We start from the raw sequence: 23,721 nt of genomic DNA, 5'->3' as shown, positions 1-23,721 counted from the left end.
GTCGCGAGCTGCTCGCCGTTCGAGATAGGGCTGCATAGGCCTTAGTAGGCGACGACGCCTGTGCCTTTGTAGACACGGTCGAATTCAGCTTTCACCGTCGGGTTCTGATAGGCCGCGACCAGCGCCTTCACCCAGGGCTCCTTCTCATTGCCCTGCTTTACGGCGATGAAGTTGCGGTAGGGGTTGTCGTTCACCGCCTCCTGGGCAATGCGATTTTCCGGCGTCAGCCCGCTCTTCAGCGCCCAGTCGGTGTTGACGACGGCCGCGTCGAGGTCTTCCACCGAGCGGCCGACGATGCCGGCATCGAGTTCCTTGATCTCGATGCCGCTCGGGTTCTCGGCGATGTCCGCGGTGGTGGCGAGAATGCCGGTGCCGTCCTTCAGCTTGATCAGCTTCTGGCTCTCCAGCACGCGCAATGCGCGCCCTTCATTCGACGGATCGTTCGGCACGCCAACCACCGAGCCCTTGGTCAACTCGGCTACCTTGGTGTGCTTCTTCGAATAGAGGCCGATTGGCCACAAACCCGTATAACCCACCGCAACGATGTGGTAGCCCTGTGTCTTGATCTGGTTGTCGAGATAAGGCTGGTGCTGGAAGGCGTTGGCGTCGACCTCTCCGCGCTCCAGCGCCTCGTTGGGCTGGGTATAGTCGTTGAAGACCACGGTCTCGATGGTCAGACCCGACTTGGCCGCTTCGGCGGTGACGACACGCCAGACATCCTCGTCTTCGCCGGAAATGATGCCGACCTTCACCGTTTTCTTGTCCTCGGCATAGCTGGAGGACGGTGCGGCGAGGCTGACAAGCGTGACGGCGGAAGCCAGCAAGGCGGCGAGACCGGCGCGGCGGGTAATCGGGCTTTTAAGGGCGGTAATCATAACAGTCCTCGATCAGAAATAGCCTTGGGAGGCGAAAAGGGTTGGCGGCGCGGGATGCGAAGCCTGTCCTTATCGTCCACAAAGCCGGCTTTCGGTTCAAAGGACCGCTTTGCCCGACTGGTCGCGACGGCAGGAATTTCGTCTTAAAGATTCCGCGTTGCGGAGCAGAACAAACCTCGCCTTCGCAGTTGCGAGATGGTGGCGCGCAAAGTTTTTCCTGCATGCGGGGATGCGCAGTGGCGCTTTCGGTGTCTTGCCTCACGTCGCCGGTTGCGCTAGCCCAAATCGACGATTTTCACACTTCCCGAATGCAGGCCTCCATGACCCTCATCGACACCCGCACGCCCGATCCCAAACGATTGATTCCCGGCGCCACCGGCGACTGGGAGGTCATCATCGGCATGGAAGTCCATGCGCAGGTGACCTCGGAGGCCAAGCTGTTCTCTGGTGCCTCGACTGCTTTCGGTGCCGAGCCCAATGCCAACGTGTCGCTTGTCGACGCCGCCATGCCCGGCATGCTGCCCGTGATCAACGAGGAGTGCGTGCGTCAGGCCATCCGCACTGGGCTCGGTCTGAAAGCCCAGATCAACCACAAGTCGGTTTTCGACCGGAAGAACTACTTCTATCCGGACCTGCCGCAGGGCTACCAGATTTCGCAGTTCAAGCAGCCGATCGTCGGCGAGGGCACGGTGATCGTCTCCGTCGGGCCTGACAAGAAAGGCGAGTTCGAGGACATTGAGGTCGGCATCGAACGCCTGCACCTGGAGCAGGACGCGGGCAAGTCGATGCACGACCAGCATCCGACCATGTCCTATGTCGATCTCAACCGCTCCGGCGTAGCACTGATGGAGATCGTGTCGAAGCCCGACATCCGCTCGTCCGACGAGGCCAAGGCATACGTCACCAAGCTGCGCACCATCGTGCGTTATCTTGGCACCTGCGATGGAAACATGGATGAAGGCTCACTGCGCGCCGACGTCAACGTTTCGGTCCGCCGGCCGGGCGAAGGTTTTGGCACGCGCTGCGAGATCAAGAACATGAACTCGATCCGCTTCATCGGCCAGGCCATCGAATATGAGGCGCGCCGCCAGATCGCCATCCTGGAGGATGGCGGCAAGATCGATCAGGAAACCCGCCTGTACGATCCGGTGAAGGGCGAGACGCGATCCATGCGTTCCAAGGAAGAAGCGCACGACTATCGCTACTTCCCAGACCCGGACCTTCTGCCGCTGGAGTTCGACCAGGCCTATGTCGAGGAACTCGCCGAGTACCTGCCCGAACTGCCGGACGACAAGAAGACCCGTCTTGTCGAAAAACTCGGCCTTTCAGCATACGACGCCTCGATCCTGGTGTCGGAAAAGGCGATCGCCGATTATTTCGAACAGGTGGCAGCGGGCCGCGACGGCAAGATGGTGGCGAACTGGGTCATCAACGACCTGCTGGGCGCCTTGAACAAATCCGGCAAAGTCATTGAAGAGACTCCGGTTTCGCCTGCGCAGCTTGGCGGCATCGTCGATCTCATCAAGGAAGGCACCATCTCCGGCAAGATCGCGAAGGACCTATTCGAGATCGTCTGGAATGAGGGTGGCGATCCGAAGGAACTCGTCGAGACGCGCGGCATGAAGCAGGTCACGGACACGGGTGCCATCGAAAAGGCGGTGGACGAGGTGATCGCAGCCAACCCGGACAAGGTCGAGCAGGCCAAGGCCAAGCCGTCGATGGCTGGCTGGTTCGTCGGCCAGGTCATGAAGGCAACCGGCGGCAAGGCCAATCCGCAGGCGGTCAACGACCTGGTCAAGGCCAAGCTCGGCATCACGGAATAGTCGCCATGTTCGTGCGTACGGCGAGCGAGCGCGACCTCGAGGCAGTCAAGGCGCTGCTCGCCGAGACCTGGCATGCCACCTATGATGCGATCTATGGCGTGGACCGGGTGAACGAGATCACGAGCCAATGGCATACGCCGGTCTCGCTCAAAGCGCGCCTGACCCAGCCAAACTCCGAGTTCCTGGTTGCCGACGACGGCAAGACCATCGCCGGCGTGGCCTTTGCTGCTGCCACCGATGATCCCAAAGTGGTCAAGTTGCGCCAGCTCTATGTACTGCCGGCATTCCAGCACAAAGGCATCGGCAGCATGCTGCTGGAGGAGATCGAAGACAGCTTTCCGGAAGCCCACACGCTGCGGCTAGAGGTGGAGGGGGCCAACGCGCCAGCAATCAGCTTCTACAAGGCCAAAGGTTTCGTGGAGGCCGGCCAGACCGGCGATTGCGGTACTGCCGGGTCTGGCATCCCCGCGCTGGTGTTCGAGAAACGGTTGGGGTGAAGTCGCCTTGCCGGGAAGCGCGCTTAGACGCTTGCCTGTTGCAGTCGCAAGAAATCTAAGACCGCGTCATGGGCGCGGTGCCTGGCCGCTTCGAGGGTAGGCGGCTCGGCAAGGCGAAGCAGCAGTCTCATCATCAGATCTCCCCACAACAACGCCAGGAAGCGCTCCGTCATTTCAGCGGTGTCACCGGTCAGCAGGCCGCGCGACTGCGCCTGCTCCATGATCGCCGCCAGATCCTCGCGCGCGGCGGCGCGGCCAATCGAATCCAACGCCTGTGCAATCTCCGGCGCTCGTTCAGCTTCAGCGATCGCCAGGCGAAAAACGCCAAGGACAACCGGATCGCTGACTTCGCGAAGCAGTCGATCACCGAATGCCGAGAGCACTTCGGCGAGGCTTTCGCGATTATGAGGCTTGGGCATCTCGGCCGGTGGTCGCATGCGGCCGGCGCGCTCCATGATGCAGGCGACAAGCATGTCGTGCTTATTGCCGACCAGTGCGTAGAGCTCGCGCTTGGAGACTTTGGCACGGGTTGCGATCTCCAGCATGCTCGTCTGGGCATAGCCGTGCACGCCGAAGGCCGCGAAGGCAGCGTCGATGATGCGTGCCCGGGCGGGCTTCTGGTCCACGTCGTCCGGCCGTGAGGTCTTCGACACTTTCGTCAAATCGTCCTCCTTGACATTGGTACCATTGGGTACCATCATAATGGTCGAAGTTGTCGCATTCCATCATTCATGCTGGTCGGGCGAGTTCCGACGGGAGATGCATATGTCGCCGGCGACTATTTTCACAGTCCAACTCGTTCTTGGCTATGTGCCTTGGCTGCTGGTGCTTGGCACCTATGTGTTGCCTGGACTGAAGTCCATGGAGCCTTGGCAGGTTCAGCGCGCCATTGCTGTGCTGCACAGTTTTCGCTTTTTCGGTTTGGTCTTCATACTCCCTGGTGTCGTCGGTCCGGGACTGCCCGCCGATTTTGCTCCATCCGCAGCCTATGGCGATTTCATCACAGGGGTGCTTGCCATGATTGCGTTGCTGACGGTTCGGGTCCGTCCGCTGTTTTGGCTGTTCGTTGTCGCCTTCAACGTGGTGGGAACGGTCGATCTTCTGATCAACTACTATCATGGCGTGCAGCTCGGGCTTCCGGAACGGGCGGGCGAGCTGGTCGCGGCCTACTGGATTCCGATCCTGTATGTGCCGGCTTTGATGATTACCCACATTCTGGCGTTCTATATGCTGGCACGGCCGTGGTCCAAGACGGGACAGGCCATTACCGGCGGGCTGACATCCTGATGGCCTGGATTGGGTAACGCACTCAGCTGCGTACGATTTCGACATTGTCGATCAGCCGGGTGGCACCGAGACGAGCGGCCACCAGGATGCGACCTTCTCGGTCGCGTCGCCAGCGGGCAAGCGTGTCACTTTCGCGCGCCTCGACATAGTCGACGCTACCAAAGCCGGCTGCGAGGATTTGCCGGCGGGCTTCGTCCAGCGTCTGTTGCGCATCGGCGCCGAGATGAAGGGCCTGCGCGGCATGACGGAGAATTTTGTTGAGCTCTCGTGCCTGAGCAAGTTCGTCCGGCGAGAGATAGGCGTTGCGTGAGGACATGGCGAGGCCTTCGGCGTCGCGCACCGTCGGTGCGCCGACAATCTCGACAGGAATATCCAGATCGCGGCAGAGCTTTTTCACCACGCAGAGCTGCTGGTAGTCTTTCTCGCCGAAGATCGCCAAGTCGGGGAGGGCCTGCAGGAAAAGCTTGGCTACCACGGTGGCCACGCCCTCGAAGAAGGTCGGGCGGAAATCGGTCTCCAACCCCGCCGAGGGGCCACCGATCGTCACCTTGGCGGCGAAGGCTTCCGGGTACATTTCCGCCGCTGTTGGTGTGAAGGCAAGCTGCACTCCGGCTTGCGCCAGCCGGTCGAGGTCAGCTGCGAGCTGACGCGGATATTTATCGAGGTCCTCGGTTGGCGCGAACTGTGTCGGGTTGACGAAGATCGACACCACGCAGCGGTCGGCGCGCTCGAGCCCAATGCGCATAAGCGAGACGTGACCATCATGCAGGGCGCCCATGGTTGGTACCATGGCGACGCTCAGGCCCTGCTTGCGCCACTCCCGCACGACGGCGCGAAGATCGGAAACGGTTTCAACAACTTGTGGGCGTTTCATGATTCTTTTGTGCCCTTCGGTTGAAAGACATGTTCGGGGCCGGGGAAGCGACGCGCGTGCACCTCCGCGGCATAGCGGGCGGCTGCCTCGGCCACAATGTCGCGCAGGCGGGCATATTCCTTGACGAATTTCGGCACCCGGTCGACGGTCAGGCCGATCGCATCGTCGATGACGAGGATCTGCCCGTCGCAGGCTGCACTGGCGCCGATGCCGATGGTCGGGATCGCTGCCCGTCGAGTGATCTCGGCTGCCACCGGTTCCATTGTGCCTTCGACAACCATCGAGAAGGCGCCAGCCCGTTCGACAGCCTCGGCATCGGCCAGGAGTGACGCGGTTGCTGCATCGGTACTGCCCTTGATCTTATAGCCGCCGTCCTTCTCAACCGATTGCGGCTGCAGCCCGATATGACCCATGACCGGGATGCCGGCACTGACAATGGCGGCGATCTGCGTTTCCACGTCGACACCGCCTTCCAGCTTCACGGCGTCGCAGCCGGTTTCATCGATCAGGCGCTGGGCGGAGGAGAGGGCAATGGCAGGCGATTCTTCATAGCTGCCAGCCGGCATGTCCAGCACCACGCAGGCGTGGCGCGAACCGCGCATCACGGCCTGGCCATGCAGGATCATCATGTCCATAGTCGCGCCGAGCGTTGTCTTGTGACCATGCAAAACCATGGCAACGCTGTCGCCGACCAGCAGAAGGTCGACATGGGGGTCAAGCAAGCGAGCGATGGGATAGGTGTAGGCGGTCAGGCAGACGATGGGCGTGCCGCCCTTGCGGGCCGACAGCACGGCAGGCGTAACGCGGGGTGCAGCCGCAGTCGCATCGGAAGCCATCTTTTCCTCCCTCGACAGACAGGCAGGGCCCGTCCGATAGCCCGGTGGAGGCCGGGCATCTCAAGGGATACGGAGCGGCTAATTATTTTGCAAGTGCGAGATGAATTTGAGCAGTTGCGAAATGAAGGCGCGCTTTCCCTGTCTCCCCGAGAAGGGGAAGGGAGAGTTCCGCTTCATCGCGACGATCTAAACCCTTGCCTTCCGCCCGACAGGGCGCCATAAGCAGGCAACGGCAAACGCCCGCGAGGACCAGCATGGCAGGCTTTCTGACGCAGTTTTTCACCTGGTGGAACGGCCAGACGCTGGGCACGCGTTTCCATACCTGGCGCCATGGCAAGAAAGTCGGCCAGGACGAATTCGGCAACATCTATTACGAAGGTGGCATCAATTCCGACGGGCAGACACGCCGTTGGGTGATCTATGCCGGAAAGTCGGAAGCTTCGGCTATTCCCCCTGGCTGGCACGGCTGGATCCATCATCGGGTCGACGTCGCACCGGCGAACGAAACCTACAAGCCGCGCGAGTGGCAGAAGCCGCATCTGCCTAACTTGACCGGAAGCGCCGCGGCGTACCGCCCGAAGGGCTCGATCCTGGGCAGCCAGCACCGCCCGCAGGTGACGGGCGATTACGACGCCTGGACGCCGGGCTCCTGAGTCTGGAACAGTTCGGGTTCTCGCCACATTTGCCGTTTAGCTGGTTCGCTTCGCTGGAACGCTCTACCTTTGGGCGTTGAGAATCACCTGCCCAAAGACGGATCGTCCGTATGAGATCTTTCAGCCGCCTTTCGACCGGCGCCTTGGCAGCGATGCTGGCGGTTGCTTACCCGCTTCATGCTAACGCGCAGCAGATGCCATGGGATCCGCCCTCGGGCGAGACTCCGTCCCAGATGCCGTTCGAGATCCAGCCGGACGACAACCAGGGCCAGCCTATCCAGGAACAACCGGCCCAGGAGCCGGCTCAGCAGGACCCGGCCCAGCAGCAACCGGCTCAAAGTGACCAGCCTGCTCAGAAGCAACCTGCTCCGGACAAGCCTGCCCCCGAGGCGAAGGTTGAACGCGTCGCCAACCCGGTCGCCGAGTTTTCCGGTATCGACAAGATTACCGGCCGCATCATCAATTTCGATGTCTATATCGACGAGACGGTGCAGTTCGGCGCGCTGCAGGTGACGCCGCGCGTGTGTTATTCGCGGCCCGGCGCCGAGGCGCCGAAGACGGACTCTTTCGTCGAGGTCGACGAAATCACGCTCGACCGCAAGATTCGCCGCATATTCACCGGATGGATGTTCGCCGAAAGCCCCGGCATCAACGCCGTCGAACACGCCGTCTACGACGTGTGGCTGAAGGGCTGCAAGCAGAAGTCCGACGTGCCGGCGCCCGTGGCGGCAAAGCCGTCGTCCAGCGGCGCGCCCGCAAAGGTTGACAGCAAACAACCAACCAACTGAACGGCACGCCCGCCTCTTAGTCTGCTCCAGGGTTGAATGTCGCCCCACCCTGCAGGGCGGCGGCAAGCATCTTTTCATAACGGCCGCGCGGTACGTCGACGGCACCGAAACGCTTCAGATGTTCGGTGGTGAACTGGGTGTCGAGCAGGGCAAAGCCTCGCTCCTTGAGCCTCTCGACCAGATGGACGAGGCAGACCTTGGAGGCATCGGTCTCGCGCGAAAACATGCTTTCGCCGAAGAAGACACGGCCGAGCGACACGCCATAGAGCCCGCCGACGAGGCGTCCTTCCTGCCAGGCTTCGACCGAATGGCAATGGCTCATCCGGGCTAGTTGCAGATAAGCTTCGCGGATCGGCGCGTTGATCCAGGTCGACTGGCGCTCTTGCCTCTGTTCGGCGCAGCCGTCGATGGTTGCCGCGATATCATGGTCGAAACGAATATCGAAGGGGGCCTTGCGGATCGTCTTGGCAAGGCTCTTGGGAACATGGAAGCCATCGAGCGGGATGATGCCGCGCTTTTCCGGCCGCACCCAGAATACTTCCGGATCGTCCGCGCTCTCGGCCATCGGAAAGACTCCCGAGGCGTAGGCCTTGAGCAGAAGGTCGGTCGGGATGCGATAGCCGGGTGCGAAAGGGCGGGTCATCTCAATGTTATGCTCAGGCACGATCCCGAAAAGTTGCAGGCTTTTCGGATAAGATCATGCGACAAAACAAAGGGATAGAGCCAGGATTCCATCTCAACTGCAGCCGCTCTATCGGTGCGTCCCCAGAGCGAACCTCGAAGGACGCACTGCCTTTCACTCCGTCTTGGCCAGATATTTTTCCAGCCAGTGGATGTCGTAGTCGCCATTGGCGATGTCGGGGTTGCCGACGAGATCGCGGAACAGCGGCAGTGTGGTGTTGATGCCGTCGACGACGAATTCGTCGAGCGCCCGACGCAGGCGCATCATGCATTCCACGCGGTTGCGCCCGTGCACGATCAGCTTGCCGATCAGGCTGTCGTAATAGGGCGGGATGCGATAGCCGGAATAAACGCCGGAATCGACGCGGATGCCAAGCCCGCCGGGCGTGTGGAAATGTGTGATCGTGCCCGGGGACGGTGTGAAGTTGCGCGGGTCCTCGGCATTGATACGGCATTCAATGGCATGGCCGTTGAATTTGATGTCTTCCTGCCGCACCGAAAGTCCGCCGCCCGACGCGACACGGATCTGCTCGTGCACAAGGTCGATGCCGGTGATGGCTTCTGTTACCGGATGCTCCACCTGGAGGCGCGTGTTCATCTCGATGAAGTAGAATTCGCCGTTCTCGTAGAGGAATTCGATCGTGCCGGCACCCGAATAGCCTAGATCGGCGACAGCGTTGGCGCAGATGCCGCCAATGCGGGCACGTTCTTCCTCATTGAGGGCAGGGGAGTTGGCCTCTTCCCACACCTTCTGGTGGCGGCGCTGCAGCGAACAGTCGCGTTCGCCGAAATGCACGCCCCTGCCGGCACCGTCGCCGAACACCTGCAGTTCGATGTGGCGCGGCTTTTCGAGATATTTCTCGATATAGACCGCGTCGTCACCGAAGGCCGCTCCCGCTTCCGACCTAGCGGTGGCGAGCGCCACCTCGAGATCGTCTTCGGTGCGTGCTACCTTCATGCCGCGGCCGCCGCCACCGGCCGACGCTTTTATGATGACCGGATAGCCGATCTCGGTGGCGATGCGCTTGGCTTCCTTCTCGTCGGAGACCGCGCCGTCCGAGCCTGGCACGACCGGAATGCCAAGGCGCTTGGCGGTGCGCTTGGCCTCGATCTTGTCGCCCATGATGCGGATATGGTCGCCCGAGGGGCCGATGAAGGTGATGTTGTGGGCCGCGAGGATGTCGGCGAACTTGGCGTTCTCCGACAAGAAGCCGTAGCCTGGATGTACAGCGTCTGCGCCGGTGATCTCGCAGGCCGCAACGATCTGGTGGATGTTGAGGTAGCTGTCACGCGACGGCGGCGGGCCGATGCACACGCTCTCATCGGCGAGGCGTACATGCATGGCGTCCGCGTCGGCGGTGGAGTGCACGACAACGGTCTTGATACCCAGCTCTTTACAGGCGCGCAGCACCCGAAGCGCGATTTCGCCGCGATTGGCGATGAGGATCTTCTGGAACATTCCGTCCGCTCCCGCGCCTTATTCGATCACGACGAGCGGCATTCCGTATTCGACCGGCTGCGCGTCCTCGACCAGGATCGCCGTAACGGTGCCGGCGCGCGGCGAGGGAATCTGGTTCATCGTCTTCATGGCTTCGATGATCAGCAGCGTCTGGCCTTCCTTCACCTTCTGACCGATTTCCACGAACTGCTTGGCGTCCGGCGAGGGGGCGAGGTAGGCGGTGCCGACCATCGGTGACGGCACGGCATTCTTGGCCGCTTCCGCTGCGCTCGGTGCGGCCGGCGCCGTCGCTGCGGCGGCCTGTGGCGCGGCAGCGATGATCGGAGCGGGTGCCGCTACCGCATGCACAGCCGGCGCATGGCGCGAAACACGCAGCTTCAGATCGCCGAGTTCGACCTCGATTTCGGTCAGGTTGGTGTCGTTCAGGATGCCCGCGAGATCGCGGATCAGCTGCTGGTCAACACCGTTCTTTTTCGTCGTCATGTCCGACCCTTCTTGTTGTCCGCCCATTTCAGATGCGGGCGGCGAGCGCCTGCAGCGCCAGCGTGTAGCCAAGCGGCCCGAAGCCGCAGATCATGCCCACGGCGTGCGGTGCGATCCGCGACACATGTCGGAACGGCTCGCGCGCGTGGATGTTGGAAAGATGCACTTCCACGACCGGCAACGGGGCGACACCCCGGATGGCGTCGTGGATAGCGATTGAGGTGTGGGTGTAGGCGCCGGCATTGATGATGACGCCAGCAGCGGCCTCGCCCGCTTCCTGGATCCAGTCGACCAGATGGCCCTCATGGTTCGACTGACGGAAATCCACAGTCAGCCCCAGATCCTTGCCTGCCTTCACACAGTCGGCCGCGATGTCGTCCAGCGTCTTGTCGCCATAGATCGACGGCTCGCGCTTGCCGAGCATATTGAGGTTGGGACCGTTGAGGACGAAAACCGTTTTCAAAAATGGCTACCTTTATCCCCGCGCCGAACATTGCCGGGGCGCCGGACCTCTATAATGGGCATAACCGGCCGCGAAAAGAGCGCAAGTGCGTTCTTGGCCTGTCCACAGCGCCGGTTTGCCGGGCTTGACCTGGTCAAGTCCGGCATTCGGTTTCCGGGAAGCTTAAAGCGTGGGCTTCGCGGCTTTGATCTTTTCGGTCAGAACATCCGCGCCAAGTGCGCCGAACACCACCTCATTGCCGATGACGTAAGAGGGGGTTCCGGTAATGGCAAGCTTGTTGGCGAGGTCGTAGGTCTTGGCGAAGCGCTCCATGATTGCCGGATCCTTCATCGCCTCGCGCAGCTTCGCCTCGTCGGCGCCGAGCTGCAGCGCGATCTTGATGGCGGTGTCCTCGGTAGCACGGGTCTGACCGCCCAGCAGTTCGAGATGGAACTCGCCCGCCTTCTCGGGCATCAGCTTCTGGAACGCCTGCGAGACGACATGCGCCTTCTGGGAGTCCGGTCCAAGGATCGGGAATTCCTTCAAAACGAAGCGCAGATCGGGATTGGCCTTGGTGAGTTCCGCCATGTCCGTCATGGCGCGTTTGCAGAAGCCGCAATTGTAATCATAGAACTCGACGATCGTGATCTTGCCCTTGGGATTGCCGACGACGGTGTCGTAGGAGGCGTTGAAGATCTCGTCCTTGTTTTCCTTGATGACGCCGGTAGCGGCGAGCTTCTGCTCCTCCTTCTGCTTGGTCTCCAGGGCATCCTGCACCTCGAGCAGGATTTCCGGGTTCTTCAGAAGGTAGTCGCGCACGATCTCCTCGACCTGGGCACGGTCGAGCTTGGTATCGGCAAGCGCCGGACGAGTATCGCCAGCCGTGAAGCCGAAGGTGACGGCGGCGAAGGCGATGACCGCTCCGGCGGTGCTGAGCAGATAGGCCTTGTTCATGGTCGTCTTCCTTTGCCTGTCATGGGCTGCGGCTGGGATGATCTCCGCCGTCTTGCCGTCTTCAGTTCGATTTCTTGGTCGGCGCCTTGGCGCCGATGATGTCCTGAGCGCGCACCCAGGCCGGTTCACCGGGTTTCAGCAGTTTCTGCGCACGCATGGCGAAGATCTTGGCGTCCTTGGTGGCGCCTTGGTAATAATAACCTTCGGCGGTCGCCAGCTCGGCCTTGCCGATATCGCCAAGCTCGCCATAAGCCTGCGCCAGGAAGCGGTAGCCGCCCGCATTCTCGCGGTCGCGCTCGAGGCCGTTGGAGATTTGCGTGATAGCCTGTTTCAAGGTTTCCGGCGTGCGCTGGGCAAGCAGTGCCTGGCCATAGGAGACGGAAAGAAGTCCCGATTTCGCTGGATCGAGCTTGACTGCCTTGGCGTAAGTGGAGGCCGCTTCCTTTGGTTTGTTGATCTTCATCAGGATGTCGCCGCGCAACTCCTGGAGATAGGGGTTCTTGGGTTGGGATTTGATCATCGCGTCGGTCTTGGCAAGCGCCGAGCTCGGATTGCCGTTGAGATAATTCGAGATCGCTTCGCCATACTGAACGGCAACCGGATCGGGATTCTTGCGCAGAAGTCGCGACGTCGCCGCCTGACCTTGCGTGAAGGCGGCTATCTTGACGCGCATCATGTTGTGGCGCTGCTGCAAAGAAGCTGGGTCCTTGGCGTCGAGATAGGGGCTCTTGCTGACAAGGTCCTGCAGGTTCGAGATACGTTCCTGCGGCATCGGGTGGCTGACACGGTAAGGGTCGACGCGTGCGCCTGACAGCGACAGCGCGCTCTGGAACCGCTGGAAGGTCTTCAGCATGCCGGCACCCGACTGGCCGGTGGCATTGAGATAGGTGATGGCTGAACGGTCCGCCGTCATTTCCTCGCCGCGTTGATAGGCGAGCAGTGAACGCTGCGCCAACTCGGTGCCTCCGGTGGCGAGCCCCATGCCGGCGCCCGCAAGCCCCTTGCTGTTGCTGGCTGCACCCGCCACCAGGGCGCCGGCGCCGAGCAGGCCGGCGACGATGGCCATAGTCTTGGCGCGTTCCAACTGCTCTCGCAGCCTTTGCTGGTGGCCACCTGCGATGTGTCCGGTTTCGTGCGCCAGAACGCCGATTACCTCGTTCGGCGTCTCGGCCTGCATCAGCGTACCGGTGTTGATGAAAACACGGCGGCCGGCGACAAAGGCGTTGAAGCTCGGGTCGTTAACCAGCACGATCTGGATGCGGGCATTGGAAAGGCCGGCCGCCTTGAAGATCGGCATGGCATAGTCACGCACCAGCGCTTCGATCTCGGCATCGCGCACGACCGGCACGTTCTGGGCGAGGGCGCCGACAGTGCCGGTGACAGCGATGGCAGCGCCGAGCGCCAGTGTCGCCAGCGTACGCGCGGTCCTTGCGATCGTCTGTCCGGGGCGTGAAAAGCTCAACATGATGCGTACACTGGTAGACGAGGCGGTTGACGATGAAAAGCCGGCGCGCGAAAACTTGCTGAACTTGTGATCCCCATCAATCGGGCAATTGTGCGGCGCAGTCCGGCAGCCGGACGCGGATGGCGGGCGTGGTTAACAGGAGTTTCGCCAAGAATGGTTGTTTCAGTGTCACGGCGCGGAGACGTCGAGCCGTTCCATGCCATGGATGTTCTGGCTGGCGCCAACAGGCTGAAGGCCGAAGGCGTGCCGGTGATTTCCATGGCAGTCGGCCAGCCATCGGACCCGGCGCCTGTCATCGTGCGCGACGCCGCGGCCGCGGCGTTGAAGGCCGGCCGCATTGGCTATACCGATGCACTTGGGCTTGCCGAGTTGCGCCGTGCGATTGCGGCCCACTACAGCGACCATTATCAAATCGAAGTCGCGCCGGAGCGCATCGCCGTCACGACAGGGTCTTCCGCCGCTTTCAATCTGGCCTTCCTCGCCATGTTCGATGCCGGCGACCGCGTCGCCATCGCTGCGCCCGGCTATCCGGCCTACCGCAACATCATGGCAGCCCTCGGCATCGAGGTGGTGGAGATCGAACTGGAGGGTGCTGCCTATCTGCACGCCGAACATCTGGCCAGCGCCCATGCCGAGAAACCACTGAAGGGCGTGTTGTTCGCCAGCCCTGCCAATCCGACCGGAGCGGTCATTCCCGTCGAAGCGCTAAAGGCGCTGATCGAAACGGCGGATAGGCTCGGCATAGCGGTGATCTCCGATGAGATTTACCATCGGCTAGCCTATGGCGCGCCCGACACCACTGCGCTGGCCTTCGGTCGCGACGTCACGGTGATCAATTCCTTCTCCAAATATTATTGCATGACCGGCTGGCGCATCGGCTGGATGGTGTTGCCGGAAGAACTGGTGAGACCTATCGAGCGCATCGCACAGAGCCTCTACATTTCGGCGCCGGAACTCTCTCAGGTGGCGGCCATCGAGGCGTTCAAGGCGACCAAGGAGCTGGACGCGGTGAAGGCGCGTTATGCCTGGAACCGCGAATTGCTGATGAAGCGCCTGCCAGAACTCGGTTTTGCACTGGCCGCCCCGATGGATGGCGCATTCTATGCCTTCTGCGATGTCTCGCGCCTCACCAACGACAGCATGGCATTCGCTGGCAAGATGCTGGCGGAAGCTCATGTCGCGGCCACGCCGGGCCGCGACTTCGATCCGTTGCAGGGCCATCGTTATATGCGCTTTTCGTACGCTGGCAGCCATGACGATATGGTCGAGGCAATGGTGCGACTGGAGCGCTGGCTGAAATAGGCAAGGGTAGCAACACCCTCATGCTCTTCACGATTTCGCGATTGCGGGAACCGGCTGGGTCAGATCGCGTTTTTAACGTTAGGCACAATCCATGGAGGCATCAATGCGCGCCATGAACCTTGTCACCCTCGTCCTGATCATCATTGGCGGCCTGAACTGGCTGGTTATGGGCGCTGTGGGCTATGACGTCCTCGGAACGCTGTTCGGAGGTACTGGCACCCCGCTCGCCCGGCTGGTCTCTGTCATCATCGGCCTTTCGGCCGTATGGCAGCTCATGCCGTTCGTGCAGGCCTTCAGCGAAGGTGAGGTTTCGGCGGAACGTCATATCCGCCATCACTAAAGTCCTCCAGGACGAAAAAGCGGCGGCACAGGTGCCGCCGCTTTTTTCATTCGAAACTCACGGTCCGACGGTTTTTCCGCCGGGGCCGACTTGCTGCCTCAGAAGAAACCCTTGCGCTGCCACCAGCCGGCACGCTTCGGCTTTTCTTCACTGACTTCTTCAGCTTCCGCTGTAGCCGTGGAGGAAACGACTGGTGCTGCGGAAGTTTCCGCGCTGGCGGCCTTGCGGCGTGAAGCGCGTGGTTTCTTCCCGGCCGGGGCATCCTTCGCGACTACCGGCGCCGCCTCGATGACGATGTCGGCCGGTGCTTCGGTTGCAACCTCCGCCGTGGCTGCTTCGGCAGCAGCAGCCTCAGCCTTCTTCGACTTTGCGGTGCGGCGCGGTTTCTTCGGCTTCTCGGCCGGAGCCTCTTCTGGAGCAGGCGCCGCCTCCGGCTCGGCCGACGGCACTTCGGCAACGGCTTCGGCGACTACGGTCTCACTATCGACTGCGACAGCGTCGACCGTATCCTCGGCGGTTTCGCCGTCTTCCTTGCGGCTGCGCTTGCCGCCGCGCTTGCCCCGTCGGCGCTTCTTGGCAGGCTCGTCATCGCTCTCGTCTGCAGCAGTGGTCTCGACTGCAGCGGCCTCAGCGACGGCATCATCCGCATCGCTCTCTTCGCCAGCCTCGGCATCGGCTGCCGCGACACCATCGTCGCCCTCTGCTTCAGGGGCGGCCTGGTCACGATCACGGCCGCCGCGACGGCGTCTGCGCCGGCGGCGCTTGCGGTCGCGCTGGCTGTCGCCCTCGCGCGCCTGCTGTTCCTGACGAGGCTGTTCCTCTTCGGTCTCTTCCTCGTCCTCGACGATGATCTCGTCTTCCGGCTCTTCGGGTTCGACCGGGATCGGCTGCGGCTTCATTTCGACGAAGCCTTCCGGCTTCTCGGCGATTGCGCCGCGCACGATGGAATAGTGCTGAGAGCCGACTGTTTCGTCAGCCTCGACGGTGATCGTCAGGCCAAAGCGGGTTTCCAATTCGACCAGCGTCGAACGCTTGTGGTTGAGCACGTAGAGCGCGGTTGCCGCCGGCGTGCGCACTGTGATGTGGCTGCGCGAATCCTTGAGCAGGAATTCCTCGATGGCGCGCACGACAAGCAGCGCGACGGAGGAATCGGAGCGGACATGACCGGTGCCGCCGCAATGCGGGCAAGGCTTCATGGTCGATTCCAGCACGCTGGCGCGGATGCGCTGGCGGCTCATCTCCATGAGACCGAAATGCGAGATGCGGCCGACCTGGATGCGGGCGCGATCGTTCTTTAGGCAATCCTTCAGCTTTTTCTCGACCGCCCGGTTGTTCCGATTCTCCTCCATGTCGATGAAGTCGATGACGATCAGGCCGGCGAGATCGCGCAGCCTCAACTGGCGGGCGACTTCCTCGGCCGCCTCCAGATTGGTCTGCAACGCGGTGTCTTCGATCGAATGCTCGCGCGTCGAACGGCCCGAGTTCACGTCGATGGAAACCAGCGCCTCGGTCTGGTTGATGATCAGATAGCCACCGCTCTTCAGCGTCACCTGCGGTTGCAACATCTTGTCGAGCTGTGCCTCGATGCCGTTGCGCGCGAAGATTGGCGACGTGTCGCGGTAAGGCTGGACCATCTTGGCATGGCTGGGCATCAGCATGCGCATGAAGTCCTTGGCCTCGCGATAACCGTCTTCGCCCGCCACCAGGATCTCGTCGATTTCCTTATTGTAGAGATCCCGCACCGAACGCTTGATCAGTGAGCCTTCTTCGTAGACCAGCGCCGGCGCAGTGGATTTGAGCGTCAGGTTGCGGACATTCTCCCACAGCCGCATGAGATATTCGTAGTCGCGCTTGATCTCGGCCTTGGTACGGCTTTCACCGGCGGTGCGGAGGATCACGCCCATGCCCTGCGGCACTTCGAGGTCAGCAACCACTTCCTTCAGCCGCTTGCGGTCCTGTGCGTTGGTGATCTTGCGTGAGATACCTCCACCACGGGCGGTGTTGGGCATCAGAACGGAATAGCGGCCGGCGAGCGACAGATAGGTGGTCAGTGCCGCGCCCTTGTTGCCACGCTCTTCCTTGACGACCTGGACCAGCAGGATCTGGCGGCGCTTGATGACCTCCTGGATCTTGTACTGCTTGCGCACCGGTCTGCGACGATCGCGGATTTCCTCCAGCGCGTCCTCTGCGCCGACCGACTCGATCTCGTGGTCGTCGGAATGGGAGGAGGGGACTTCCTCCAGCGTGCCGCGGTCGGCATCCGCCGGAGGTGCTGTCTCGTCGCTGTTGTTGTCTCGGGCGGTATGGGGCTGTTCTTCACCGCTTTCCCGTGCGACTTCGACCTCTTCCGAGATCACGTCGACCTCGACGCTGGCCGCGATCGAGCCACCCTTGGAACCTTCGTCAGCATCGCTGTCGTCGTTTGATTCGAGGCTTTCAACAGCTTCGGCGCCTTCGTCGGCTGCTACTGCCTCGTCACCCGTTTCACCGTCCTCGCTGGCAGCAGCATCACGCTTGCGTTCGCCACGATCGCGATTGCGGCCACGACGGCGGCCGCGCCGCCCGCGATTGCGTTCCTGGCGTTCTTCGCCGCCATCACCGTTCTCGTCATCCTCGTCGTCTTCGGCTTCCTGGGCCTCGGCGCGCAGCAGCGCCTGACGGTCGGCGACCGGGATCTGGTAGTAGTCGGGATGGATTTCGCTGAAGGCCAGGAAGCCGTGGCGGTTGCCACCATATTCCACGAAGGCCGCTTGCAGCGACGGCTCAACCCGCGTGACGCGAGCGAGATAGATGTTGCCTTTTAGCTGTTTCTTGTCTTGCGATTCGAAGTCGAATTCTTCGATGCGGTTACCGCGAACAACGACTACGCGTGTTTCCTCCTGGTGGGAGGCGTCGATTAGCATCTTGTTGGGCATTATTATGTTTCCTCCCGGCAGCCGCCAGTCGCGGCCGACGGGGCAATGCCCGCTGCCGTGATGCTGTTTGTGCGTGAGTGCCGGACATTTGTGCGTCCGCCGTGGGCCGCTTCAGGGCGATGGCGGTGCCGCCCGCAGCCATGTTGGCGCGGTTGAATGCGGACCTTTCCATTATAATTCCTGAAACCGTCAAAACCGAACGGACCTTTTTGAACCTAAGCCCGGAAGAAAAACCGGACCAGCTTGTTTTGCTCCTGTAGAGCCGGCGCGGTGCAACCCTTGCCGTTTTCCTGCCGCAGTCATTTCCCCCGCCTCGGGTAAGTGACTGCGAAAATCGTCTCGATCACCTGCATTCCCGCCGCCTTGGCGAAAACCTTTGCCTCTCACCCGGGCCCAGCACAAAGCTGAGGGGAAAGGTGGTCCTAGGATTGCAGTGACCCACCATCGCTTTTATGATTTGACGCGTAGGAAGGCAACCCCGATTTCCATGCCGGCAAAGGGCCGTTCCGTCAGCGAAATCGCACTTGAAAAGGCTTGGTTAACCTTCTCTGGATACCAATCGTTAATCGAGTTTACCGCTTAAGCGCGTCTTCGATCAAACAACCGGGCCGGTTCGATGAATCGGCAGCGACTGGAACTGAGATGGGGCTGAAGGCAACCACGAACAAGAGGCTCGGCGGCTGGGTAGGCGTATTGTGTTGCGCACTGTTCGTCGTGTTTGCGAGCCTGATCTTGCCGGCAATAGCGCACGCTGCCGAAGTCCCGCTGGCGGCGACCGGCTACAAGATGGCGGGCGACGCCACCAAAATGCGCGTCGTTGTCGATTTCGACCGTGAGCCCGATCCGCGCTGGTTCCTGTTGCGCGGCCCGCATCGTCTGGTCATCGACGTGCCGAACTCCAAACTGGCTTTCAGCGCCAAGGACCTGAAGGCGCGCGGGTTGGTCAAAAGCGTGCGCTACGGCCAGATCGAGGCAGGGGCTTCCCGGTTGATCCTGATCAGCAAGGGGCCGTTCCGTGTCGACAAGCTGGATGTCCTTAAAAATGAAGACGGTTCCGGCTATCGCATGGCACTCGATATTTCGGCCGTTTCAGATCGCGAGTTCGACGCTGCTCTCGCCGACCAGGCAGTCACCACGGCCTCGACGGTTTCTCCAGACAAGCGCGAGCGTCTGGCCAAGCCCGTGCCGGCGGTAACCTCCCACAAATTCACCATCGTCATTGATCCCGGCCATGGCGGTGTCGACGGTGGAGCGGAGGGGCTGAACGGCACGGTCGAAAAGAACGTCACGCTCGCCTTCGCAAAGGAACTGCGCGACAGGCTTTCCGCCGAAGGCAAATATGAGATCTCGCTCACTCGCGAGGATGACACGTTCCTGCGCCTGGACGATCGCGTACGCATCGCCAGGCAGCGCGGCGCCAATCTGTTCATTTCGATCCATGCCGACACCATTCGCTTGAAGGGCATTCGTGGCGCCACGGTCTACACGGTATCCGACAAGGCCTCGGATCCGGAGGCGCAGGCGCTGGCCGATCGCGAGAACCTGTCCGATCAGTTCGCGGGCATGGAGATCAAGGAAGACAGCCAGGAAGTCACCGACATCCTGATCGACTTGATCCGCCGCGAGACCCATTCCTTCTCGATGAGCTTTGCGCAGACGCTGGTCGGTGAGCTCGCGACAAGCGTCGGCCTGATCAATAATCCCCACCGTTTCGCCGGATTTCGCGTGCTGAAGGCACCGGATGTTCCTTCGGTTCTGGTCGAACTGGGCTATCTGTCCAACGCCAAGGACGAGGCCCAACTCACCAATCCGGAATGGCGTGGCAAGGCGGCTGAGAGCATCAGCAAGGCGGTTTCGACTTTCGCGGCATCGCGGATGAACGCGGGAGGGTAGGCCTGCCCGCGCAGGCGCGCGCTTCCGTTCACCTTTGGCGGCGTTGCGCCCCGACAACATCGGGTGCTAATGTTTTGGCCAATTGGCCAGGAAATTTGCGGTTGCCGCAATTTGTCCACATCGCCACGACAAAGGGTGGCGAACGGCCGGGTGGTCCCGAGCCTTGCGTGGCAGGCAGTATCGTTTATGGCGTTCTCGTGCGCGGCAGTACGCCAGGATCGCCGTAGCGTATGTAAAGAAGCGCAGGAGCGCCGGCGAAATCGATTCCGATTTCCGGGGCCATGCGCTAGGGAAATCCCGGGCCACGGACTGGAGTGGGCATGATTCGTCTTATCGGCTATTTTTTCGGCATCGGCACGATGCTGGCTTTGCTGGCCGCCGCGGTCGTCGCAATCTATGTCGGTAATCTGGCCAAGGAACTGCCGGACTACGAGGTTCTGGCCAAATACGAGCCGCCGGTCACCACCCGCATCCATGCTTCCGATGGTGCGCTGATGGCCGAGTATGCCCGCGAGCGTCGCCTCTATCTGCCGATCCAGGCTGTACCTGACCGCGTCAAGGCAGCCTTCCTGTCGGCCGAAGACAAGAATTTCTATTCGCATCCCGGCATCGACATCACCGGCCTTGGCCGCGCCATCATCGTCAACGTGCAGAACTGGGGTTCGCGTCGCCCGGTCGGCGCTTCCACCATCACCCAGCAGGTGGCAAAGAACTTCCTGCTCTCCGCCGACCAGACGATCGACCGCAAGATCAAGGAAGCGATCCTCGCCTTCCGCATCGAGCAGGCCTATTCCAAGGATCGTATCCTTGAACTCTATCTCAACGAAATCTTCTTCGGCCTGAACGCCTATGGCGTCGCGGGCGCCGCGCTTACCTATTTCGACAAGTCGGTCAACGAACTGACGGTGGCGGAGGCTGCCTATCTCGCAGCGCTGCCGCGCGGCCCATCCAACTATCACCCTTTCCGCCACACCGAGCGCGCCATCGAGCGTCGCAACTGGGTGATCGACCAGATGGTTGACAATGGCTACGTGACCAGGGAAGAGGGCGTCAAGGCCAAGGCAGAGCCTCTCGGCGTCAAGCCGCGCCGCAACGGCACTTACCTTTTCGCCGGCGAATATTTCACCGAGGAAGTCCGCCGCCAGATCATCGCCCGCTATGGCGAGAATGCGCTGTATGAAGGCGGCCTTTCCGTCCGCACCACGCTCGACCCCAAGCTGCAGCTGTTCGCCCGCAAGGCGATGCAGAGCGGCTTGATGAAATTCGACACGCTGCGCGGCTATCGCGGTCCTATCACGCATATCGACGTGTCCGGTGATTGGGGGCCGGCCCTGGGCGCCGTCAAAGGACTGGGCGATGTACCGGAATGGACGCTCGCCGTTGTGCTCGACAGCTCCAGCGAGGGCCTGTCGATCGGCCTGCAGCCGGATCGCGAAGCTTCCGGCGACATCGTCAAGGATCGTGTCGAGGGCACGGTATCGCGCGAGGATATGAGCTGGGCGATGCGCTACAAGCAGGATGACAAGACCCTGAAGGCGAAGTCCCCGGCAGAAGTCCTGAAGGCTGGCGATGTCATCTTCGTCCAGAGGAAGGGGGACAGCGGTTCCGACTATCTGCTGCGCCAGGTGCCACAGGTCGAGGGCGGCCTCGTCGCCATGGACCCGCACACCGGCCGCGTGCTTGCGATGGTTGGAGGCTTCTCTTACGCGGCCTCCGAATTCAATCGCGCCACCCAGGCGATGCGCCAGCCCGGTTCGTCGTTCAAGCCAATCGTCTATGCGGCAGCGTTGGACAACGGCTATACACCTGCCTCCGTCATCATGGACGGCCCGATCACCATCCAGTCCGGCAACACCACCTGGACGCCGAAGAACTATGACGGCAACTCGGCCGGTCCGTCGACACTGCGCAACGGCATCGAGCGTTCGCGTAACCTGATGACCGTCCGTCTGGCCAATGACATGGGCATGAAGCTGGTGGCGGAATATGCCGAGCGCTTCGGCGTCTATGACAAACTGGCGCCGTACCTGCCGATGGCGCTCGGCTCGGGTGAAACCACCGTCATGCGGATGGTCTCTGCCTATGCGATCATGGCCAACGGCGGCAAGTCGATCAAACCGTCGGTCATCGACCGCATCCAGGATCGTTACGGCAAAACGGTATTCCGTCAGGACGAACGCACCTGCGAGAACTGCAACGCAACCGAATGGAAAAACCAGCCCGAGCCGGAATTGACCGACAATTCCGAGCAGGTGCTGGACCCGATGACGGCGTACCAGATCACTTCCATGATGGAGGGCGTGATCAAGCGCGGCACCGGCGCCACCGTCGCCGAACTCGGCTACCCGATGGCTGGCAAGACCGGCACGACCAACGACGAGAAGGACGCCTGGTTCATCGGCTTCACGCCGAACCTGCTAGTCGGTCTCTATCTCGGTTATGACCAGCCCAAGCCGCTCGGCAAGGGTATTACCGGTGGTGGTCTCGCGGCACCGATCTTCAAGGACATGATGCGCGAGGCGCTGGTCGGCCAGCCGAAGATCGAATTCAAGGTGCCGGAAGGCATGACCTTGGTCGCGATCAACCGCAAGACAGGCATGCGCGCCAACGAGGGCGACTCCAACACGATCATGGAAGCTTTCAAGCCCGGCACTGGCCCGGCCGACAGCTACTGGGTCATCGGTATGGGGTCGGACGGTTCGAACGGTCCCGGGACTGGGCTTTCGCCACAGGCTTCGCAAGCGATCCAATCCGGCGGCGGCGGCCTCTACTGATCAGATCAAAGTTGCAAATGGGCCGGCCTTGTGTCGGCCCATTTCGCTTTACAGGCAGCAGAGCGATGCCTATGTATCGCGCCAACTTGGGCGTTTGAGATTCATGCGGAGTGAGCCGTCATCTGCGGCGGACATCGCTCGAATCTCAATCCGCCCTAAACGGCGCACAGTCGTCACGTTGCAAATCGGAAAAGAAGAGATCATGCGCTCGGAAACGCAGAATATTGTCGACGAGATCAGGCAGGCCATAACCCTGCTGAGGAGGCATCTTTGACTGGGATCAAGCGCTAAAACGGCTTGAATACCTGAACGTTCGCGCCGAGGACGCCAGCCTCTGGAACGATCCGCAGGAAGCGCAGAAACTGATGCGCGAGCGCCAGAGCCTCGAAGAAGGCATCGGCACGGTGAAGGGTGTCACCCAGGCGCTCGAAGACAATATCGGTCTGATCGAACTCGGCGAGGAAGAGGGCGATGAAAGCATCGTCCAGGAAGCCGAGACCGCGATCCGCTCGTTGGCTGGCGAAGTCAGGGCACGTCAGATCGAGACCATGCTTTCGGGTGAAGCCGACGCCAATGACACCTACCTGGAAGTCCATGCCGGCGCCGGTGGCACTGAAAGCCAAGACTGGGCGAACATGCTTCTGCGCATGTATACGCGCTGGGCGGAACGTCGCAAATTCAAAGTCGAGGTGCTGGAAGTCCACGACGGCGAAGAAGCCGGTATCAAGTCGGCGACGGTGCTCATCAAGGGCCACAATGCTTATGGCTGGCTGAAGACGGAATCGGGCGTGCATCGTCTGGTGCGCATCTCTCCTTATGATTCCAACGCGCGCCGTCACACCTCGTTCTCGTCGATTTGGGTTTACCCGGTGATCGACGACAACATCCAGATCGATGTCAACGAATCCGACGTGCGCATCGACACCTACCGGTCGTCGGGTGCGGGCGGCCAGCACGTCAACACCACGGATTCCGCCGTGCGCATCACGCACATTCCGACTGGCATCGCGGTCGCTTGCCAGGCCGGCCGTTCGCAGCACCAGAACCGCGCCAAGGCTTGGGAGATGCTGCGGTCACGCCTCTACGAGGAAGAGTTGAAGAAGCGCGAGGCGGCAGCCAGCGCAACAGAAGCGGCCAAGACCGAGATCGGCTGGGGTCATCAGATCAGATCCTATGTGTTGCAGCCCTACCAGCTCGTGAAGGATCTGCGCACTGGCGTTGAATCCACCAGTCCCTCGGACGTGCTCGACGGCGACCTCGACGACTTCATGGAAGCCTCGCTGTCGCAACGCATCGAGGGCGGTGTGTCGCAGCCGGTCACGGACATCGACTAGGAACGGTCTATTCGTTCTCGACGCCTCCTGACGTTAAGTTGTCAGG

General features: G+C 61.5%; 21 protein-coding genes. 10 read left to right on the top strand and 11 right to left on the bottom strand.

What is annotated here, in order from left to right; all coding sequences use genetic code 11:
* Positions 1 to 41 precede the first annotated feature (41 nt).
* Positions 42 to 875, bottom strand: a complete 834-nt coding sequence (locus tag AO692_RS26640) for a MetQ/NlpA family ABC transporter substrate-binding protein (protein ID WP_054313087.1) — start codon at positions 873 to 875, stop codon at positions 42 to 44.
* 320 nt (positions 876 to 1,195) lie between these two features.
* Between AO692_RS26640 and gatB the strand changes: the two genes are divergently transcribed.
* The gene (gene gatB / locus AO692_RS26635; RefSeq protein ID WP_054313086.1) at positions 1,196 to 2,698 is read left to right on the top strand and encodes an Asp-tRNA(Asn)/Glu-tRNA(Gln) amidotransferase subunit GatB; all 1,503 of its coding nucleotides are present in this window, start codon (positions 1,196 to 1,198) and stop codon (positions 2,696 to 2,698) included.
* A 5-nt stretch (positions 2,699 to 2,703) separates the two neighbouring features.
* Positions 2,704 to 3,195, top strand: a complete 492-nt coding sequence (locus AO692_RS26630) for a GNAT family N-acetyltransferase (RefSeq protein WP_054313085.1) — start codon at positions 2,704 to 2,706, stop codon at positions 3,193 to 3,195.
* A 23-nt stretch (positions 3,196 to 3,218) separates the two neighbouring features.
* On the opposite strand, the gene AO692_RS26625 is transcribed toward AO692_RS26630, so the two are convergent.
* Positions 3,219 to 3,848, bottom strand: a complete 630-nt coding sequence (locus AO692_RS26625; protein WP_244483502.1) for a TetR/AcrR family transcriptional regulator — start codon at positions 3,846 to 3,848, stop codon at positions 3,219 to 3,221.
* A gap of 112 nt (positions 3,849 to 3,960) precedes the next feature.
* On the opposite strand from AO692_RS26625, the gene AO692_RS26620 reads away from it, so the two are divergent.
* Entirely contained in the window at positions 3,961 to 4,482 is a 522-nt protein-coding gene (locus AO692_RS26620; protein WP_054313084.1) for a hypothetical protein, read from the top strand.
* A 22-nt stretch (positions 4,483 to 4,504) separates the two neighbouring features.
* Here the strand turns inward: AO692_RS26620 and panC are convergent, their stop codons facing one another.
* Positions 4,505 to 5,356 carry a pantoate--beta-alanine ligase gene (gene panC / locus AO692_RS26615; protein WP_054313083.1) on the bottom strand — a complete coding sequence of 284 codons (852 nt, stop codon included), beginning with the start codon at positions 5,354 to 5,356 and terminating at the stop codon, positions 4,505 to 4,507.
* Positions 5,353 to 6,192 carry a 3-methyl-2-oxobutanoate hydroxymethyltransferase gene (gene panB / locus AO692_RS26610; protein WP_054313082.1) on the bottom strand — a complete coding sequence of 280 codons (840 nt, stop codon included), beginning with the start codon at positions 6,190 to 6,192 and terminating at the stop codon, positions 5,353 to 5,355. Before panB ends, panC begins: the two co-directional genes overlap by 4 nt.
* A 254-nt stretch (positions 6,193 to 6,446) precedes the next feature.
* On the opposite strand from panB, the gene AO692_RS26605 reads away from it, so the two are divergent.
* Both AO692_RS26605 and AO692_RS26600 read left to right on the top strand, forming a co-directional pair.
* Complete coding sequence (locus AO692_RS26605) at positions 6,447 to 6,845, top strand: NADH:ubiquinone oxidoreductase subunit NDUFA12 (RefSeq protein WP_054313081.1); 399 nt, start codon at positions 6,447 to 6,449, stop codon at positions 6,843 to 6,845.
* Positions 6,846 to 7,078: 233 nt separating this feature from the next.
* Entirely contained in the window at positions 7,079 to 7,633 is a 555-nt protein-coding gene (locus tag AO692_RS26600) for a DUF2155 domain-containing protein (protein ID WP_082407579.1), read from the top strand.
* 16 nt (positions 7,634 to 7,649) lie between these two features.
* Here the strand turns inward: AO692_RS26600 and aat are convergent, their stop codons facing one another.
* The 6 genes from aat to AO692_RS26570 all read right to left on the bottom strand — a co-directional run bounded on the left by aat (position 7,650) and on the right by AO692_RS26570 (position 13,117).
* Entirely contained in the window at positions 7,650 to 8,276 is a 627-nt protein-coding gene (gene aat, locus AO692_RS26595; protein ID WP_054313080.1) for a leucyl/phenylalanyl-tRNA--protein transferase, read from the bottom strand.
* 153 nt (positions 8,277 to 8,429) lie between these two features.
* A complete protein-coding gene (gene accC, locus AO692_RS26590) occupies positions 8,430 to 9,773 on the bottom strand; it encodes an acetyl-CoA carboxylase biotin carboxylase subunit (RefSeq protein WP_054313079.1) in 1,344 nt (447 codons plus the stop codon).
* 18 nt (positions 9,774 to 9,791) lie between these two features.
* A complete protein-coding gene (accB, locus tag AO692_RS26585; RefSeq protein WP_054313078.1) occupies positions 9,792 to 10,256 on the bottom strand; it encodes an acetyl-CoA carboxylase biotin carboxyl carrier protein in 465 nt (154 codons plus the stop codon).
* Positions 10,257 to 10,284: 28 nt separating this feature from the next.
* Entirely contained in the window at positions 10,285 to 10,719 is a 435-nt protein-coding gene (aroQ, locus tag AO692_RS26580; protein ID WP_054313077.1) for a type II 3-dehydroquinate dehydratase, read from the bottom strand.
* A 162-nt stretch (positions 10,720 to 10,881) separates the two neighbouring features.
* The gene (locus AO692_RS26575; RefSeq protein WP_054313076.1) at positions 10,882 to 11,652 is read right to left on the bottom strand and encodes a DsbA family protein; all 771 of its coding nucleotides are present in this window, start codon (positions 11,650 to 11,652) and stop codon (positions 10,882 to 10,884) included.
* Between the two features lie 61 nt (positions 11,653 to 11,713).
* Entirely contained in the window at positions 11,714 to 13,117 is a 1,404-nt protein-coding gene (locus AO692_RS26570) for a M48 family metalloprotease (RefSeq protein ID WP_082407574.1), read from the bottom strand.
* A gap of 153 nt (positions 13,118 to 13,270) precedes the next feature.
* Between AO692_RS26570 and AO692_RS26565 the strand changes: the two genes are divergently transcribed.
* On the top strand, positions 13,271 to 14,419 hold the full coding sequence (locus AO692_RS26565; RefSeq protein ID WP_054313074.1) for an aminotransferase class I/II-fold pyridoxal phosphate-dependent enzyme: 1,149 nt from the start codon (positions 13,271 to 13,273) through the stop codon (positions 14,417 to 14,419).
* A gap of 103 nt (positions 14,420 to 14,522) precedes the next feature.
* Complete coding sequence (locus AO692_RS26560; protein WP_054313073.1) at positions 14,523 to 14,759, top strand: DUF378 domain-containing protein; 237 nt, start codon at positions 14,523 to 14,525, stop codon at positions 14,757 to 14,759.
* A 98-nt stretch (positions 14,760 to 14,857) separates the two neighbouring features.
* Here the strand turns inward: AO692_RS26560 and AO692_RS26555 are convergent, their stop codons facing one another.
* Entirely contained in the window at positions 14,858 to 17,674 is a 2,817-nt protein-coding gene (locus AO692_RS26555) for a ribonuclease E/G (RefSeq protein ID WP_054313072.1), read from the bottom strand.
* Positions 17,675 to 18,316: 642 nt separating this feature from the next.
* Here AO692_RS26555 and AO692_RS26550 point away from each other — a divergent pair.
* The 3 genes from AO692_RS26550 (at position 18,317) to prfB (ending at position 23,675) form a co-directional block, all read left to right on the top strand.
* Positions 18,317 to 19,567, top strand: coding sequence for an N-acetylmuramoyl-L-alanine amidase (locus tag AO692_RS26550; protein WP_054313071.1), 1,251 nt, complete (start codon positions 18,317 to 18,319; stop codon positions 19,565 to 19,567).
* 320 nt (positions 19,568 to 19,887) lie between these two features.
* Positions 19,888 to 22,341 carry a penicillin-binding protein 1A gene (locus AO692_RS26545; protein WP_054313070.1) on the top strand — a complete coding sequence of 818 codons (2,454 nt, stop codon included), beginning with the start codon at positions 19,888 to 19,890 and terminating at the stop codon, positions 22,339 to 22,341.
* A gap of 202 nt (positions 22,342 to 22,543) precedes the next feature.
* Positions 22,544 to 23,675, top strand: a protein-coding gene (gene prfB / locus AO692_RS26540) for a peptide chain release factor 2 (protein ID WP_152979981.1) whose coding sequence is annotated in 2 segments (ribosomal slippage) — positions 22,544 to 22,609 and positions 22,611 to 23,675 — 1,131 coding nt in all. Because the reading frame shifts where the segments join, the coding sequence is not laid out codon by codon here.
* Positions 23,676 to 23,721 lie beyond the last annotated feature (46 nt).

The sequence above is a fragment of the Mesorhizobium sp. 1M-11 genome, assembly GCF_001303895.1.
In the GTDB taxonomy this organism is placed as follows: Bacteria; Pseudomonadota; Alphaproteobacteria; order Rhizobiales; family Rhizobiaceae; genus Mesorhizobium.
The sequence above is the reverse complement of the archived record's forward strand: the minus strand, read 5'-3'. Positions and strand labels throughout refer to the sequence as shown.

Bases quoted from the DNA above. Each gene is read 5' to 3' on its own strand.
- AO692_RS26640 (WP_054313087.1), bottom strand. From the start codon at position 875: ATGATTACCGCCCTTAAAAGCCCGATTACCCGCCGCGCCGGTCTCGCC.
- gatB (WP_054313086.1), top strand. From the start codon at position 1,196: ATGACCCTCATCGACACCCGCACGCCCGATCCCAAACGATTGATTCCC.
- AO692_RS26630 (WP_054313085.1), top strand. From the start codon at position 2,704: ATGTTCGTGCGTACGGCGAGCGAGCGCGACCTCGAGGCAGTCAAGGCG.
- AO692_RS26620 (WP_054313084.1), top strand. From the start codon at position 3,961: ATGTCGCCGGCGACTATTTTCACAGTCCAACTCGTTCTTGGCTATGTG.
- panC (WP_054313083.1), bottom strand. From the start codon at position 5,356: ATGAAACGCCCACAAGTTGTTGAAACCGTTTCCGATCTTCGCGCCGTC.
- panB (WP_054313082.1), bottom strand. From the start codon at position 6,192: ATGGCTTCCGATGCGACTGCGGCTGCACCCCGCGTTACGCCTGCCGTG.
- AO692_RS26605 (WP_054313081.1), top strand. From the start codon at position 6,447: ATGGCAGGCTTTCTGACGCAGTTTTTCACCTGGTGGAACGGCCAGACG.
- AO692_RS26600 (WP_082407579.1), top strand. From the start codon at position 7,079: ATGCCGTTCGAGATCCAGCCGGACGACAACCAGGGCCAGCCTATCCAG.
- aat (WP_054313080.1), bottom strand. From the start codon at position 8,276: ATGACCCGCCCTTTCGCACCCGGCTATCGCATCCCGACCGACCTTCTG.
- accC (WP_054313079.1), bottom strand. From the start codon at position 9,773: ATGTTCCAGAAGATCCTCATCGCCAATCGCGGCGAAATCGCGCTTCGG.
- accB (WP_054313078.1), bottom strand. From the start codon at position 10,256: ATGACGACGAAAAAGAACGGTGTTGACCAGCAGCTGATCCGCGATCTC.
- AO692_RS26575 (WP_054313076.1), bottom strand. From the start codon at position 11,652: ATGAACAAGGCCTATCTGCTCAGCACCGCCGGAGCGGTCATCGCCTTC.
- AO692_RS26570 (WP_082407574.1), bottom strand. From the start codon at position 13,117: ATGTTGAGCTTTTCACGCCCCGGACAGACGATCGCAAGGACCGCGCGT.
- AO692_RS26565 (WP_054313074.1), top strand. From the start codon at position 13,271: ATGGTTGTTTCAGTGTCACGGCGCGGAGACGTCGAGCCGTTCCATGCC.
- AO692_RS26560 (WP_054313073.1), top strand. From the start codon at position 14,523: ATGCGCGCCATGAACCTTGTCACCCTCGTCCTGATCATCATTGGCGGC.
- AO692_RS26555 (WP_054313072.1), bottom strand. From the start codon at position 17,674: ATGCCCAACAAGATGCTAATCGACGCCTCCCACCAGGAGGAAACACGC.
- AO692_RS26550 (WP_054313071.1), top strand. From the start codon at position 18,317: ATGGGGCTGAAGGCAACCACGAACAAGAGGCTCGGCGGCTGGGTAGGC.
- AO692_RS26545 (WP_054313070.1), top strand. From the start codon at position 19,888: ATGATTCGTCTTATCGGCTATTTTTTCGGCATCGGCACGATGCTGGCT.